Genomic DNA, 13580 nt, shown 5'->3' with positions numbered 1-13580 from the left:
TTGGCGCAATCGCCGGTAACTGGCGGAACCGGGCACTTTGCCGACATCGTCAGGCAGGCTAGTCTTGGCGGTCTGATTGAGGAGCTTTGATGAACGTCGCCATTTCTTCCCGCACGCCGCAACAGGCGTTGGCCGCTTTGCTGGATCGCTACGCCCCGGCGCGTCTGCTGCTGATTGGCGCCAGCGAATTTCCAGCCCTGAGCGCCTTTAAAGAGGCACATCCAGACACCGTCGTGGCCCATGCCGCGCCGGGCGCACTGCCTGCCGAACTGGCGGCACAGCGTTTCGATCTGGCGCTGGTGGTCGATTGTCTGGAACATTTGCCCAAGCGCGACGGCCTGAACCTGTTGGGCGGGATTCGCAATCTCAACGCCAGCCGCATCGCTGTGCTGGCAGACCTGTCGGCCAGCGGCTGGCAGGAAACCGACTTCTATTCACTGGCGTTGCAAGCCAGTGAACGTTTTCAACGCGACGATCAAGTGCTGACCCTGTTCACCTACGATCTGCTTGACTACAAACAAGTCCCCGACTGGCTCAATTCACGGTTCTGGGCCAATCCGGAAAACTTCGGGAAATACTGGTGGTAATGCAATGAGTACAGCCATTTGTCCTTGCGGCAGCGGCAATCTGCTGGAGGCCTGCTGCGGCCATTATCACGACGGCCATCCGGCGCCGTGCGCCGAAGCCTTGATGCGTTCGCGCTACAGCGCGTATGTGCTGGGTTTGATCGATTACCTTGTGGCGACCACCCTGCCCGCTCAGCAAACGGGGCTGGATCGCCAGTCGATCAGCAACTGGAGCGCGCAGAGCACCTGGCTCGGCCTTGAGGTGGAGAGTTCGGAAGTCTTTGGCGGTCAGCCGGAGCACGCCTTCGTCACCTTTACTGCGCGCTGGCACGACGATCAGGGTGAACACAGCCATCGCGAACGCTCATCGTTTGTGCAGAATGCCGGGCGTTGGTACTTCATTGATCCGACGGTGCAATTGAAATTGGGGCGCAATGACAGTTGCCCGTGCGCCAGCGGGCAGAAGTTCAAGAAGTGCTGTGCAGGGTATTTCGGCGCCTGATGTTGAAGATCAAAAGATCGCAGCCTGCGGCAGCTCCTACACAGGATTTGCGTTTCCCCTGTAGGAGCTGCCGAAGGCTGCGATCTTTTAGCGTCTAGACTGGCAGCAAAGGGAGTTAAACCATGCTAAGTCGTCGGCGCACCTGCCAATGCTTCATTCTGATGCTGGTCCTCAACCTCGGCGGTTGCGCGTCGTGGTTCAGCGATGACAGCGTCGACCCCGCCGTGCATCTGGTGAAAGTCGAAGTGGTGCGCGCCAAACTGCTCGAACAGAAATTCATCCTGCACTTTCGCATCGACAACCCCAACGACAGCGACCTGACCGTGCGCGGGCTGGAATATCGCATTCATCTGGCGGACATATTGCTGGCTGAGGGCGAGCATGAACACTGGTTCACCGTCGGGCCCAAGCGCAGCGCCTATTTCAAAGTGCCGATCCGCACCAACCTCTGGCCGAAGGTAAAAGACGTGGTGAAAATGCTGAAAAATCCGAACCAGCAGATTCCCTATCGTTTGCAGGGCGAAATGGAAACCGGTTTATTCATCGCCCACTACGTGCACCTTGAGCGCAATGGCGTGATAATCCCCGCCGATTTAATTCCGGAGCAACACCGATGACCCAGCAACCTCATGTCCATGGCCCTGACTGCAACCACGATCATGACCATCATCACGACCATGACCACGGCCATGTTCACGGCCCGAACTGCGGCCACGCCCACCAGGAACCGGTGCGCAACGCCCTGAAAGACGTCGGCCGCAACGACCCTTGCCCATGCGGCAACGGCAAGAAATTCAAGAAGTGCCACGGGGCGTGATGCCTGGGGCGAAGACCCTCTTCGCCTGACCCACCGCCTTCGCGAGCAGGCTCGCTCCCACAGTCAATCGAGTTCCTTCAGTTGCAATGCAATCCCTGTAGGAGTGAGCCTGCTCGCGAAAGAGCCGGCACATGCAACATCGTTGGCGTCTGACAGACTGCTATCGCGAGCAGGCTCACTCCTACATTTGATCTGCGCCGGTCACAGGTTTTGTGCCCACCGCGGTCCTTGTGGGAGCGAGCCTGCTCGCGAAGGGGCCGGTGTATACGGCGAAGTTATTTCAGCCGGCCACCAGAATCTGTGCAGCACTGACCACCGTCGCATACTCCCCGTGTAAATTCCCCAGCGACATCCCGTGCACCTCTTCAGCCGTTCGCAACGTGCCGAAATAGTCGGCCTTGTCGAAGGTGAAGCACGCATCCTCCGCCACCCAAGCCGCAAACTCCAGATTCCCCGCCGTGCGCGCTGTCGACTCAACCGAGTTATTGGTCGCCACGCCGACGATGACCAACTGCCCGATGCCCGCCTCACGCAACCGCGCCTCTAATCCGGTGGCACAAAATGCATCCGGCACCTGCTTCTGAATCAGCCATTCGCCGTCCTGCGGCAAAAACCTCTCCTGAAACTCCACCCCTTCCTGCTCCGGCCAAAACACCGAATCCGGTTCACGCGACAGATGTTGCACATGAATCACCGGCCTTGTGCTACGCCGCCACAGCCCCAGCAGATCAAGAATTCGCTCCTCCGCCTGCGGATTATTCCTTCGGCCCAAACGCGGCTCGAGGATGCCTTTTTGCTGGTCGATGATGATCAGTGCAGCGTTGGCCTGCAGCTCCATGGCGATTTTTCTCACGCGGGTCATTGAATTCTGCGCAGTTCAGCATCACCTCTTCCTGTTAAGCAAGCTATCGAACGCACACGGGACGACCTGACGCCGGCGTTTGCTGTCCGCACGCAAGTCCATTTCAGCTTTGGAGTTTTCCATGATCGACCTGTATTACTGGACCACCCCCAACGGCCACAAGATCTCCCTGCTCCTCGAAGAAGCCGGCCTGCCGTACAACGTGCACCCGATCAACATCAGCCAAGGTGAGCAGTTCCAGCCGCACTTTCTGAAAATCGCCCCGAACAACCGTATCCCGGCCATCGTCGACCACACGCCTGCCGATGGTGGTGAGCCGTTGTCGCTGTTCGAATCCGGGGCAATCCTGCTGTATCTGGCGGAGAAGACCGGGAAGTTTCTGCCCAAAGACCTGCGCGGTCGGCAAACGGCGTTGCAATGGCTGTTCTGGCAAATGGGTGGCCTCGGGCCGATGGCCGGGCAGAATCATCATTTCAGCCAGTTCGCACCGGAGAAAATTCCTTACGCGATCAAGCGCTACATCGACGAGACCGCACGGCTGTATGGCGTGTTGAACAAGCAACTGGCCGATAACCAATTCGTCGCGGGCAGCGAATACAGCATTGCCGACATGGCGATTTATCCGTGGATCGTCTCGCACAAATGGCAGAGCCAGAACCTTGAGGACTTCCCGCATGTACTGCGCTGGTTCAACCACATCAAGGATCGCCCGGCGACGGTGAAGGCATACGCGTTGGTGCAGAAAATCAATCCACCGAAATCCTGAATGACGATCAAAAGATCGCAGCCTGCGGCAGCTCCTACATTGGAATGCGCGTCCCTGTAGGAGCCGCCGCAGGCTGCGATCTTTTCCATTCGACAGAAATACGCAAATAACCCCCGCCCCCGCTTGCGCGGCCACCTCCTGCTCACTAACGTAGCGCCTTTACTGACGCTACCCCCCGCAGGAGCTTTGCCATGGCCTCGCCAGCCCTTACTCATTTTCTTCCCCGGTTCGGCGTTGCCGCAGCAGTGGCCGGTGTTTTGGGCCTGTCCGGTTGCCAGACCTGGAACGCTCAGGACACCCTCCCGCCGACCTCCGGCGTGCAACCGCTCAAGGGCCTGGCGCAGAACGTGTCGGTACGCCGCAATGCCATGGGCATGCCGTTGATCGAAAGTAATACTTTCCACGACGCGCTGTTCAGCCTCGGCTATGTGCACGCCAGCGACCGCATCAACCAGATGGTCACCCTGCGCCTGCTCGCTCAGGGCCGTCTGGCGGAAATGTCCGGCGCGTCGATGCTCGATGCCGACCGCTACATGCGCGCGGTCAATCTGAAGAAAAGCGCTGGCGAGCTGTACAAGGCTTCGTCGCCACGCCTCAAGCGCTTCTTCGAAGTCTATGCGCGGGGCGTCAACGCCTACCTGTTCCGCTACGCCGACAAGTTGCCGGGCGACCTCGCCGCCAGCGGTTACAAGCCCGAATACTGGAAACCGGAAGATTCGGCGCTGATTTTCGCCCTGCTGAATTTCAGCCAGTCGGCCAACCTGCCGGAAGAAATTTCCTCGCTGGTGCTCGCACAAACCGTGACCACCGACAAACTCGCCTGGCTGACGCCGTCCGCCCCCGACGAGAACTTGCCACTGGCCGAAGCCGATAAGCTGCAAGGCCTCAAGCTCAACGGGCAGATCCCGGGGCTGACCGAGCTGAGCAGCGCCAGCCAGCAACTGTCGGCGCTGAACCTGCTCGGCACCTCGTCTTCAAACAACTGGGCGATCGCCCCGCAACGCAGCCGCAGCGGCAAGAGCCTGCTGGCCAGCGACGCCCATGGGCCGCTGGCCGCGCCGTCGCTGTGGAGCTTTGTGCAGATCCGCGCACCGAAATATCAGGCCGCCGGTGTCACCGTTGCCGGTCTGCCGATGGTCCTCGGCGGTTTCAACGGCAAAGTCGCGTGGAGCATGACCAGCGTGCTCGGCGACAACCAGGATCTGTTTCTGGAAAAAATTCGCCGTCAGGGCAGCAGTTTGACCTATGAGGTCAACGGCAAATGGCAACCGCTGGGCGTGCGCAACGAAACCTACTTCGTCAAAGGTCAGCGACCGGTACGCGAAGCGGTCTATGAAACCCGCCACGGCGCGTTGCTCAACAGTGCCCAGGCAGCGGCGCAAGGCAGCGGTTTCGGTCTGGCCCTGCAAACGCCGAGCTTCACCGACGACAAGTCGCTGGATGCGTTTTTTGACCTGACCCGTGCGCAAACAGTTGAACGTGCCTCGGATGCCAGCCGGGAAATCCGCGCCATCGCCCTGAATCTGGTGTTCGCTGATGCGAGCAATATTGGCTGGCAAGTCACCGGGCGCTTCCCCAACCGTCGAGAAGGCGAAGGTTTGCTGCCGTCGCCGGGCTGGGAAGGTCGTTATGACTGGGACGGTTACGCCGACCCGATGCTGCACCCGTACGATCAGGACCCGGCGCAAGGCTGGCTCGGCACCGCCAACCAGCGCGTGATCCCGCACGGTTACGGCATGCAGTTGTCGAACTCGTGGGCCGCACCGGAGCGTGGCGAACGTCTGGCGGAGCTGGCTGGCAGCGGCAAACACGACAGCCGCAGCGTGATCGCCATGCAATACGACCAGACCACCACCTTCGCCGCCAAGTTGAAGAAAGTCTTCGACGCGCCAGGCATGAAGCAGCCGCTGAAACAGGCGATCGATGCCTTGCCGGAAGCGGATCGCAGCAAGGCGCGCGAAGCGTTCACGCGGTTGATGGCATTCGATGGCAAGCTCAGCCCGACCTCGGCGGATGCGGCGATCTATGAGTTGTTCCTGCAGGAAAGCATGAAGCAGATCTTCCTCGATGAGCTTGGCCCGGAATCGAGCCCGGCGTGGAAAGCGTTTATCGCCAATGGTGATTTGTCTTACGCGGCGCAGGCCGATCATCTGTTGGAGCGTGAAGACAGCCCGTTCTGGGACGACATCCGCACGCCGCAGAAAGAAGACAAAGCGGTGATTCTTGCCCGCAGCTTTGCCGCAGCGATCAACGCTGGCGACAGTCAGTTGGGCGGCGATCACCGCGCCTGGCAGTGGGGCAAGTTGCACAGTTATACGTGGAAAAACAGCAATGGCCAGACCGTGCGCGGGCCGCTGGCGGCCGGTGGCGATCACACGACGTTGAACACTGCAGCGTTCCCTTGGGGTCAGGACTTCACAACCTCGCGCGCGCCGTCGATGCGCTTTATCGTCGACTTCGGCCAGGCTGAGCCACTGATGGGGCAGAACGGTACGGGGCAATCGGGGAACCCGGTGAGTCCGCATTACCTCAATGGCATTGATGCGTGGTTGAAGGGGCAGTACATCGGTTTGCCGATGCAGCCGCAGAATTTTGACCGGGTCTACGGCAAAACTCGTTTGACCCTTACTCCTGGCAAATAAGCTGAACGTCAAAAGCCCCCCTAACCCTCTCCCTGAGGGAGAGGGGACTGATTGGGGGTTGCTGCAGGTCTACGCCGACCTGAAGGAGTTGTACCGAATCCGGAGTTAACTCGGTTCGCGCGTTGCCGAATCCATAATCGGCGCGGTTTTTCAGGTCGATGTCACTCGCCAGACGCCTCGGTCGGCCCCCTCTCCCTCTGGGAGAGGGCTGGGGTGAGGGTTGCTCTTCAAAGTCGATAGAACTTCCGGACACGCGCCAGCCTCATAGCTAACAAGCCCCCCATTCCTGGTAACGACATGGACCTTGTTATCGCCCGCCCCGAAGGTCTCTATTGCCCCGCCGGGGATTTCTATATTGACCCCTGGCGCCCCGTCGAGCGCTCGGTGATCACCCATGCCCACGGCGATCACGCCCGCACCGGCAACCAGCATTACCTGTCCAGCAGCGCCAGCGAAGGGATTCTGCGCGCGCGACTCGGGCAAGACATCAATCTGCAAACCCTCGCCTACGGCCAACGCCTGACCCATCACGGCGTCACCTTGAGTTTTCATCCCGCCGGTCACGTGCTCGGTTCGGCGCAAGTGCGTTTGGAATACGGCGGCGAAGTCTGGGTCGCGTCAGGGGATTACAAGATCGAACCCGACGGCACCTGCGCCCCGTTCGAACCGGTGCGCTGCCACACGTTCATTACCGAATCGACCTTCGGCCTGCCGATCTATCGCTGGCAGCCGCAGGCGCAGGTGTTCGGCGAGATCAATCAGTGGTGGGCAGCCAACATCGCCGCCGGCAAGGCCAGCGTGTTGTTCTGCTACTCGTTTGGCAAAGCCCAGCGGATTCTCCATGGCATCGACGAAAGCCTCGGCCCGATCCTCAGCCACGGCGCGGTCGAGCCGCTGAACCGTGTCTATCGCGACGCTGGCGTGTATCTGCCGCCGACGATCTACGCGGGAGACGTGAAGAAAAGCGACCCGATCATGCGTCAGGCACTGGTCATCGCCCCGCCCTCGGCAGGAGGTAGCACCTGGATGCGCCGATTTGGCGAGTACAGCGACGCATTTGCCAGCGGCTGGATGCGTTTGCGCGGCACCCGCCGGCGGCGCGGTGTCGATCGCGGTTTCGTCCTCTCCGATCACGCCGACTGGCCCGGCCTGCTGTGGGCCATCGAGCAGACCGGCGCGGAACGCGTGATGGTCACCCACGGCTCGATTGGCGTGCTGGTGCGGCATCTGCGCGAACAGGGTCTGGATGCCCAGGGCTTCAACACCGAATACGGCGATGACGAAGAAGAAAACATCGCCACCGAACCGACCATCGCCGAGCTGCCAGCATGAAAGCATTCGCCGAGTTGTACGCCGAACTCGACGCGACCACGTCAAGCAACGCCAAACTGGCGGCGATGCAGACCTACTTCGCCCGAGCCGAACCGCATGACGCTGCGTGGGCGGTGTACTTCCTGTCCGGTGGCCGGCCCCGGCAACTGGTGCCGGTGAGAATTCTGCGCGAACTGGCTGTCGAGATTTCAGGCTTGGAGCCGTGGTTGTTCGAGGAAAGCTATCAAGCAGTCGGCGACCTCGCGGAAACCATTTCGCTGGTGCTCGCGGAAAACCGGTACAGCTCTGACGCCGGTCTCGCCGAATGGATCGAAGAAAAGCTGCTGCCGCTGCGTGGTGAAACTCCGGAGTTCTTAAGCCGACAACTGCCGGCCCTGTGGGCGCAACTGGATCGATCAAGCCTGATGCTGTGCATCAAACTGATCACCGGCAGTTTCCGCGTTGGCGTCTCGAAACTGCTGGTCACCCGTGCCTTGGCGTCGATGGCCGGGCTGGACAGCAAACGCGTGGCGCAGCGTTTGGTGGGTTACACCGATCTGTCGAACCGACCGAGCGCCGCCAGCTACCTGAAACTGATCGCCCCGGAATCCAGCGATGAACATGCCCAGCGCGGCGGTCAACCGTACCCGTTCTTCCTCGCCCATGCCTTGTCGCAACCGGTGGAAGAATTCGAAGCCCTGATTGGTTCGGCCAGCGACTGGCAGATTGAATGGAAATGGGATGGCATCCGCGCACAAGTGGTCAAGCGTGAAGGCCGGCTGTGGATCTGGTCGCGGGGCGAAGAACTGGTGACCGAGCGTTTTCCCGAATTGGATGTGCTGGTACACGGCTTGCCCGACGGTACGGTGATCGACGGCGAAATCGTTGTGTGGAAAAGCACGCATCCGCGCACTGAAGACGCATTCGATCCGCAATCGACCGAGCCGCCGGCCGTGCAGCCCTTCGCTCTGCTGCAACAACGCATTGGCCGCAAGACTCTCGACAAGAAAATCCTCGAAGAGGTGCCGGTGGTGGTACTCGCCTACGACTTGCTCGAATGGCAGGGCGAAGACTGGCGCAACCAGCCGCAAGCGAAACGTCGGGCGCAACTGGAAGCGGTCATTGCGCGCTGCAACAGCCCGGTGCTGCTGGCCTCACCGGTGCTGACCGGCACTGATTGGTTCGACCTCGCCCGCCAACGCGAGTCTTCGCGGCGACTGGGTGTCGAGGGAATGATGCTCAAGGCGCGGGATTCGCTGTATGGCGTGGGGCGAACCAAGGACATGGGCGTTTGGTGGAAGTGGAAAGTCGATCCGTTCAGCGTCGATGCGGTGCTGATTTACGCCCAGCGCGGGCATGGCCGGCGGGCCAGTCTGTACAGCGATTACACCTTTGCCGTGTGGGACGGCCCGCCCGATTCGAGTCAGCGCGCGCTGGTGCCGTTTGCCAAGGCGTATTCGGGGCTGACCGATGAGGAAATGCGTCAGGTCGACAGCATTGTGCGCAAGACCACGGTGGAGAAATTTGGCCCGGTCAGCAGTGTGAAGCCGAGTCTGGTGTTTGAGCTGGGCTTCGAAGGTATTGCCCTGTCACGCCGACACAAGAGCGGGATTGCCGTGCGGTTTCCGCGAATGCTGCGCTGGCGACAGGACAAGACCGTGGATGAAGCGGATAGCTTGGCCACTTTGCAGGACCTGCTGGCCTGACCCCTTTTCCCGGCACAACACATGACGCGGCCACAAATCGGTGCACGCTTTGCGCAATGCCCATTTCCGTGCACTCAGTTCCCCTCGCCCCTCCCCGCCCAACCTTTTAAAACACTTGTTCGGGACTCTGGTTCGGAAATTGCTACTTTCTATAGGTCGTACGCGTTCCAGTAACAATAATTCTGCGCCACAAGCGCTCATATTGGTTCTTAGGGATTGAATAATGAAAAAAGCATTGCTGACCCTTTCTGCACTGGCGTTGTGCATGGCCGCTGGCTCCGCGCTGGCCAAGGAATACAAAGAGCTGCGCTTTGGCGTTGACCCTTCGTACGCACCGTTTGAGTCGAAAGCGGCCGACGGCAGCCTGGTGGGCTTCGACATCGACCTGGGCAACGCGATCTGCGCCGAACTGAAGGTCAAGTGCAAGTGGGTCGAAAGTGACTTCGACGGCATGATTCCGGGCCTCAAGGCCAACAAATTCGACGGTGTGATCTCGTCGATGACCGTGACCCCGGCCCGCGAAAAGGTCATCGACTTCTCCAGCGAACTGTTCTCCGGCCCGACCGCTTATGTGTTCAAGAAAGGTTCCGGCATCACCGCAGACGTCGCGTCCCTCAAGGGCAAAACCGTCGGCTACGAGCAAGGCACTATTCAGGAAGCCTACGCCAAAGCCGTGCTGGACAAGGCCGGCGTGAAAACCCAGGCCTATCAGAACCAGGATCAGGTGTACTCCGACCTGACTTCCGGCCGTCTCGACGCGGGCATCCAGGACATGCTGCAAGCCGAACTGGGCTTTTTGAAGTCGCCACAGGGCGCCGACTATGACGTCAGCAAGCCAGTCGACAACGAATTGCTGCCGGCCAAAACCGCTGTCGGTATTAAGAAAGGTAACACTGAGCTGAAAGCGCTTTTAGATAAAGGTATCAAAGCGTTACACGATGACGGCAAATACGCCGAGATTCAAAAGAAACACTTTGGCGATCTGAATCTGTACAGCGGCAAATAATGCCCCGGCGCCCATCCTCGATGGGCGCCTTTTCCATCCGCTCAGGTTGCTGATTTATGTTCGAAAACCTCTTACAAAATCTGGGGCTCTCTGCCTTCAGCCTCAAGGGTTTTGGCCCTTTGCTGTTGGAAGGCACCTGGATGACCATCAAATTATCGGCGTTGTCGCTGTTGGTGGCCGTGTTGCTCGGCCTGCTCGGCGCCAGTGCCAAACTGTCAAAAGTCAAACTGGTGCGCCTGCCCGCTCAGCTCTACACCACGCTGATTCGCGGGGTGCCGGATCTGGTGCTGATGCTGCTGATTTTCTACAGCCTGCAAACCTGGCTGACGTCCCTGACTGACTACATGGAATGGGAATACATCGAGATCAACCCATTCAGCGCCGGGGTGCTGACGCTGGGCTTCATCTATGGCGCGTATTTCACCGAAACTTTCCGTGGCGCGATCCTCGCGGTGCCGCGCGGTCAGGTTGAAGCTGCCACCGCTTACGGCCTCAAACGCGGCCAGCGCTTTCGCTACGTGGTGTTTCCGCAAATGATGCGTTTTGCCCTGCCGGGCATTGGTAACAACTGGATGGTGATGCTCAAGGCCACCGCGCTGGTGTCGATCATCGGCCTGGCCGACCTGGTCAAAGCCGCGCAGGACGCCGGTAAAAGCACCTATCAACTGTTTTACTTCCTGGTTCTCGCCGCGTTGATCTATCTGCTGATCACCAGTGCCTCTAATTTCATCCTGCGCTGGCTTGAACGCCGCTACGCCGCCGGTGCCCGGGAGGCCGTACGATGATCGAACTTCTGCAGGAATACTGGCGCGCCTTCCTTTATACCGACGGCCAGAACATCACCGGGCTGGCAATGACGATGTGGTTGCTCAGCGCTTCAATCTTCATCGGTTTTCTGGTGTCGATTCCGCTGTCGATCGCCCGCGTCTCGCCGCACTTCTACATTCGCTGGCCGGTGCAGTTCTACACCTATCTGTTCCGTGGCACGCCGCTGTATATCCAGTTGCTGATTTGCTACACCGGGATCTACAGCCTCGCCGCCGTGCGCGCGCAGCCGTTGCTCGACAGTTTCTTTCGCGATGCGATGAACTGCACGATCCTCGCCTTCGCCCTCAACACCTGTGCCTACACCACGGAGATTTTCGCCGGGGCGATCCGCAGCATGAACCATGGCGAAGTCGAAGCGGCCAAGGCTTACGGGCTGACCGGCTGGAAGCTGTATGCCTACGTGATCATGCCCTCGGCCCTGCGCCGTTCGTTGCCTTACTACAGCAACGAAGTGATCCTTATGCTGCACTCGACCACGGTGGCCTTCACCGCGACCATCCCCGATATTCTGAAAGTCGCCCGGGATGCCAACTCGGCAACCTTCCTGACCTTTCAGTCGTTCGGCATCGCCGCGCTGATCTACCTGACCATTACCTTTGCGCTGGTCGGCCTGTTCCGCCTTGCCGAACGCCGATGGCTGGCCTTCCTCGGCCCGACTCACTAGGACAACCCTGCAAATGCGCCACCTGATCCATGACTTGCTGGCCCCGCTGCCGGGGACCGCACGACAGATTCACAGCTTCCACTTCGGACCGGAGCAGGCCAAAGGCAAGGTCTACATCCAGTCCTCGCTGCACGCCGACGAACTGCCCGGCATGCTCGTCGCCTGGCACCTCAAGCAGCGTCTGGCCGAGCTGGAAGCGGCCGGGCGACTGCGCAGCGAGATCGTGCTGGTGCCGGTGGCCAACCCGGTCGGCCTCGAACAAGTGCTGATGGATGTGCCGCTGGGCCGCTACGAACTGGAGAGCGGGCAGAACTTCAACCGCTGGTTCGTCGACCTCAGCGAGGAAATCGGCAATGCCATCGAGGGCAAGCTGAATGACGATCCGCAGCACAACCTCGAACTGATTCGCACGCATCTGCGCAACGCCCTCGCCCGCCAGACCGCCAGCACGCAACTGCAATCCCAGCGCCTGATCCTGCAACGGCTGGCCTGCGATGCGGATATGGTGCTGGATTTGCACTGCGATTTCGAATCGGTGGTGCACCTCTACACCACGCCCGAAGCGTGGCCGCAGGTCGAACCGCTGGCGCGCTACATCGAAGCTCAGGCGAGCCTGCTGGCCACCGATTCCGGCGGCCAGTCGTTCGACGAATGCTTCACTTTGCTGTGGTGGCAATTGAAGGAGCGCTTCGGCGAACATTTCGAGATCCCGCTCGGCAGTTTCTCGGTGACCGTCGAGTTGCGCGGTCAGGGTGACGTCACCCATCCGCTGGCCAGCCGCGACTGCCAGGCGCTGATCGACTACCTGATCCAGTCCGATGCGATCGTCGGCGAGACCAAACCGCAGCCGCCATTGCCGTTCCCGGCCACGCCTCTCGCGGGAGTCGAGCCGGTGACCACGCCGGTCGGCGGCCTGCTGGTGTACACCGCCACGGCGGGGCAAGTCCTGGAAGCCGGGCAGCAGATCGCTGAAATCATCGACCCGATCAACGACCGGATCACCCCCATTCATTGCACCAGCGCCGGCGTGATGTACGCCCGCTCGCTGCGCCGCATGGCCACGGCCGGCATGGTCATCGCCCATGTTGCGGGCGCTGAAGCCTACCGCAGCGGCTACCTACTTTCGCCTTGAGGATGCTCGTCCCATGTACAAACTGACCGTTGAAGGCCTGCATAAAAGCTATGGCGACCATCAGGTGCTCAAAGGCGTTTCGCTCAAGGCCAAAACCGGCGACGTGATCAGCCTGATCGGCGCCAGTGGCTCGGGCAAAAGCACCTTCTTGCGCTGCATCAATTTTCTCGAACAACCCAACGATGGCGCCATGAGCCTCGATGGCCAGGCGATCCGCATGGTCACCGACCGCCACGGCATGCACGTCGCCGACGCCGATGAACTGCAACGTTTGCGCACGCGGTTGGCAATGGTATTCCAGCATTTCAACCTCTGGAGCCACATGACCGTGCTGGAAAACATCACCATGGCCCCGCGCCGGGTGCTGGGTTGCAGCAAACAGGAAGCCGACGATCGCGCCCGGCGTTATCTGGACAAGGTCGGTTTGCCGGCGCGGGTGGCGGATCAATACCCGGCGTTTTTGTCCGGCGGGCAGCAACAGCGCGTGGCGATTGCCCGGGCGCTGGCGATGGAGCCGGAGGTGATGTTGTTTGATGAGCCGACTTCGGCGCTCGATCCGGAGCTGGTGGGGGAAGTATTGAAGGTGATTCAAGGGCTGGCGGAAGAAGGCCGGACCATGATCATGGTGACCCACGAAATGAGTTTCGCCCGCAAAGTCTCCAGCCAGGTGTTGTTCCTGCACCAAGGTCTGGTGGAAGAAGAAGGTGCGCCCGAAGAGGTGCTGGGCAACCCTAAAAGCGAACGCCTGAAGCAATTCCTCAGCGGCAACCTCAAATAG

General features: G+C 60.3%; 14 protein-coding genes. 13 read left to right on the top strand and 1 reads right to left on the bottom strand.

Going from position 1 to position 13580, the window contains the following annotated elements:
• Positions 1 to 89 precede the first annotated feature (89 nt).
• From PspR84_RS06680 to PspR84_RS06665, 4 genes are all read left to right on the top strand, one after another.
• A complete protein-coding gene (locus PspR84_RS06680) occupies positions 90 to 587 on the top strand; it encodes a DUF6231 family protein (RefSeq protein WP_160056369.1) in 498 nt (165 codons plus the stop codon).
• Between the two features lie 4 nt (positions 588 to 591).
• The gene (locus PspR84_RS06675) at positions 592 to 1068 is read left to right on the top strand and encodes a YchJ family protein (protein WP_160056367.1); all 477 of its coding nucleotides are present in this window, start codon (positions 592 to 594) and stop codon (positions 1066 to 1068) included.
• A 122-nt stretch (positions 1069 to 1190) separates the two neighbouring features.
• Positions 1191 to 1685, top strand: coding sequence for an LEA type 2 family protein (locus tag PspR84_RS06670; protein WP_160056365.1), 495 nt, complete (start codon positions 1191 to 1193; stop codon positions 1683 to 1685).
• Positions 1682 to 1885 (top strand): SEC-C metal-binding domain-containing protein, encoded by a 204-nt coding sequence (locus PspR84_RS06665; RefSeq protein WP_003198420.1) that lies wholly within the window; start codon positions 1682 to 1684, stop codon positions 1883 to 1885. Before PspR84_RS06670 ends, PspR84_RS06665 begins: the two co-directional genes overlap by 4 nt.
• Positions 1886 to 2165: 280 nt before the next feature.
• Here PspR84_RS06665 and PspR84_RS06660 read toward each other — a convergent pair whose 3' ends face one another.
• Positions 2166 to 2723, bottom strand: coding sequence for a cysteine hydrolase family protein (locus PspR84_RS06660; protein WP_160056363.1), 558 nt, complete (start codon positions 2721 to 2723; stop codon positions 2166 to 2168).
• A gap of 145 nt (positions 2724 to 2868) precedes the next feature.
• On the opposite strand from PspR84_RS06660, the gene PspR84_RS06655 reads away from it, so the two are divergent.
• The 9 genes from PspR84_RS06655 (at position 2869) to PspR84_RS06615 (ending at position 13580) form a co-directional block, all read left to right on the top strand.
• Positions 2869 to 3513 (top strand): glutathione binding-like protein, encoded by a 645-nt coding sequence (locus PspR84_RS06655; RefSeq protein ID WP_160056361.1) that lies wholly within the window; start codon positions 2869 to 2871, stop codon positions 3511 to 3513.
• A 191-nt stretch (positions 3514 to 3704) separates the two neighbouring features.
• Positions 3705 to 6155: a penicillin acylase family protein gene (locus tag PspR84_RS06650; RefSeq protein ID WP_160056359.1), complete on the top strand. Its 2451-nt coding sequence runs from the start codon at positions 3705 to 3707 to the stop codon at positions 6153 to 6155.
• A 297-nt stretch (positions 6156 to 6452) separates the two neighbouring features.
• Entirely contained in the window at positions 6453 to 7487 is a 1035-nt protein-coding gene (locus tag PspR84_RS06645; RefSeq protein ID WP_160056357.1) for a ligase-associated DNA damage response exonuclease, read from the top strand.
• Positions 7484 to 9172, top strand: a complete 1689-nt coding sequence (locus PspR84_RS06640) for an ATP-dependent DNA ligase (protein ID WP_160056355.1) — start codon at positions 7484 to 7486, stop codon at positions 9170 to 9172. The genes PspR84_RS06645 and PspR84_RS06640 overlap by 4 nt, the downstream gene beginning before the upstream one ends.
• A gap of 223 nt (positions 9173 to 9395) precedes the next feature.
• On the top strand, positions 9396 to 10178 hold the full coding sequence (locus tag PspR84_RS06635; protein WP_159815007.1) for a transporter substrate-binding domain-containing protein: 783 nt from the start codon (positions 9396 to 9398) through the stop codon (positions 10176 to 10178).
• Between the two features lie 56 nt (positions 10179 to 10234).
• Positions 10235 to 10963 carry an ABC transporter permease gene (locus PspR84_RS06630; protein ID WP_160056353.1) on the top strand — a complete coding sequence of 243 codons (729 nt, stop codon included), beginning with the start codon at positions 10235 to 10237 and terminating at the stop codon, positions 10961 to 10963.
• Positions 10960 to 11670, top strand: coding sequence for an ABC transporter permease (locus PspR84_RS06625; protein ID WP_034154960.1), 711 nt, complete (start codon positions 10960 to 10962; stop codon positions 11668 to 11670). Before PspR84_RS06630 ends, PspR84_RS06625 begins: the two co-directional genes overlap by 4 nt.
• A 13-nt stretch (positions 11671 to 11683) precedes the next feature.
• Positions 11684 to 12802, top strand: coding sequence for a succinylglutamate desuccinylase/aspartoacylase family protein (locus PspR84_RS06620; protein WP_160056351.1), 1119 nt, complete (start codon positions 11684 to 11686; stop codon positions 12800 to 12802).
• A 13-nt stretch (positions 12803 to 12815) separates the two neighbouring features.
• Positions 12816 to 13580, top strand: a complete 765-nt coding sequence (locus PspR84_RS06615; RefSeq protein WP_007918612.1) for an ATP-binding cassette domain-containing protein — start codon at positions 12816 to 12818, stop codon at positions 13578 to 13580.

Source organism: Pseudomonas sp. R84 (assembly GCF_009834515.1).
Classification (GTDB): domain Bacteria; phylum Pseudomonadota; class Gammaproteobacteria; order Pseudomonadales; family Pseudomonadaceae; genus Aquipseudomonas.
This window is presented reverse-complemented; position numbering and strand designations above follow the sequence as displayed.

What these genes read in the sequence shown, in the direction of transcription:
- PspR84_RS06630 (WP_160056353.1), top strand. Translation starts at nt 10,235, where the DNA reads ATGTTCGAAAACCTCTTACAAAATCTGGGGCTCTCTGCCTTCAGCCTC.
- PspR84_RS06680 (WP_160056369.1), top strand. Translation starts at nt 90, where the DNA reads ATGAACGTCGCCATTTCTTCCCGCACGCCGCAACAGGCGTTGGCCGCT.
- PspR84_RS06615 (WP_007918612.1), top strand. Translation starts at nt 12,816, where the DNA reads ATGTACAAACTGACCGTTGAAGGCCTGCATAAAAGCTATGGCGACCAT.
- PspR84_RS06675 (WP_160056367.1), top strand. Translation starts at nt 592, where the DNA reads ATGAGTACAGCCATTTGTCCTTGCGGCAGCGGCAATCTGCTGGAGGCC.
- PspR84_RS06625 (WP_034154960.1), top strand. Translation starts at nt 10,960, where the DNA reads ATGATCGAACTTCTGCAGGAATACTGGCGCGCCTTCCTTTATACCGAC.
- PspR84_RS06670 (WP_160056365.1), top strand. Translation starts at nt 1,191, where the DNA reads ATGCTAAGTCGTCGGCGCACCTGCCAATGCTTCATTCTGATGCTGGTC.
- PspR84_RS06620 (WP_160056351.1), top strand. Translation starts at nt 11,684, where the DNA reads ATGCGCCACCTGATCCATGACTTGCTGGCCCCGCTGCCGGGGACCGCA.
- PspR84_RS06655 (WP_160056361.1), top strand. Translation starts at nt 2,869, where the DNA reads ATGATCGACCTGTATTACTGGACCACCCCCAACGGCCACAAGATCTCC.
- PspR84_RS06665 (WP_003198420.1), top strand. Translation starts at nt 1,682, where the DNA reads ATGACCCAGCAACCTCATGTCCATGGCCCTGACTGCAACCACGATCAT.
- PspR84_RS06640 (WP_160056355.1), top strand. Translation starts at nt 7,484, where the DNA reads ATGAAAGCATTCGCCGAGTTGTACGCCGAACTCGACGCGACCACGTCA.
- PspR84_RS06660 (WP_160056363.1), bottom strand. Translation starts at nt 2,723, where the DNA reads ATGGAGCTGCAGGCCAACGCTGCACTGATCATCATCGACCAGCAAAAA.
- PspR84_RS06645 (WP_160056357.1), top strand. Translation starts at nt 6,453, where the DNA reads ATGGACCTTGTTATCGCCCGCCCCGAAGGTCTCTATTGCCCCGCCGGG.
- PspR84_RS06635 (WP_159815007.1), top strand. Translation starts at nt 9,396, where the DNA reads ATGAAAAAAGCATTGCTGACCCTTTCTGCACTGGCGTTGTGCATGGCC.
- PspR84_RS06650 (WP_160056359.1), top strand. Translation starts at nt 3,705, where the DNA reads ATGGCCTCGCCAGCCCTTACTCATTTTCTTCCCCGGTTCGGCGTTGCC.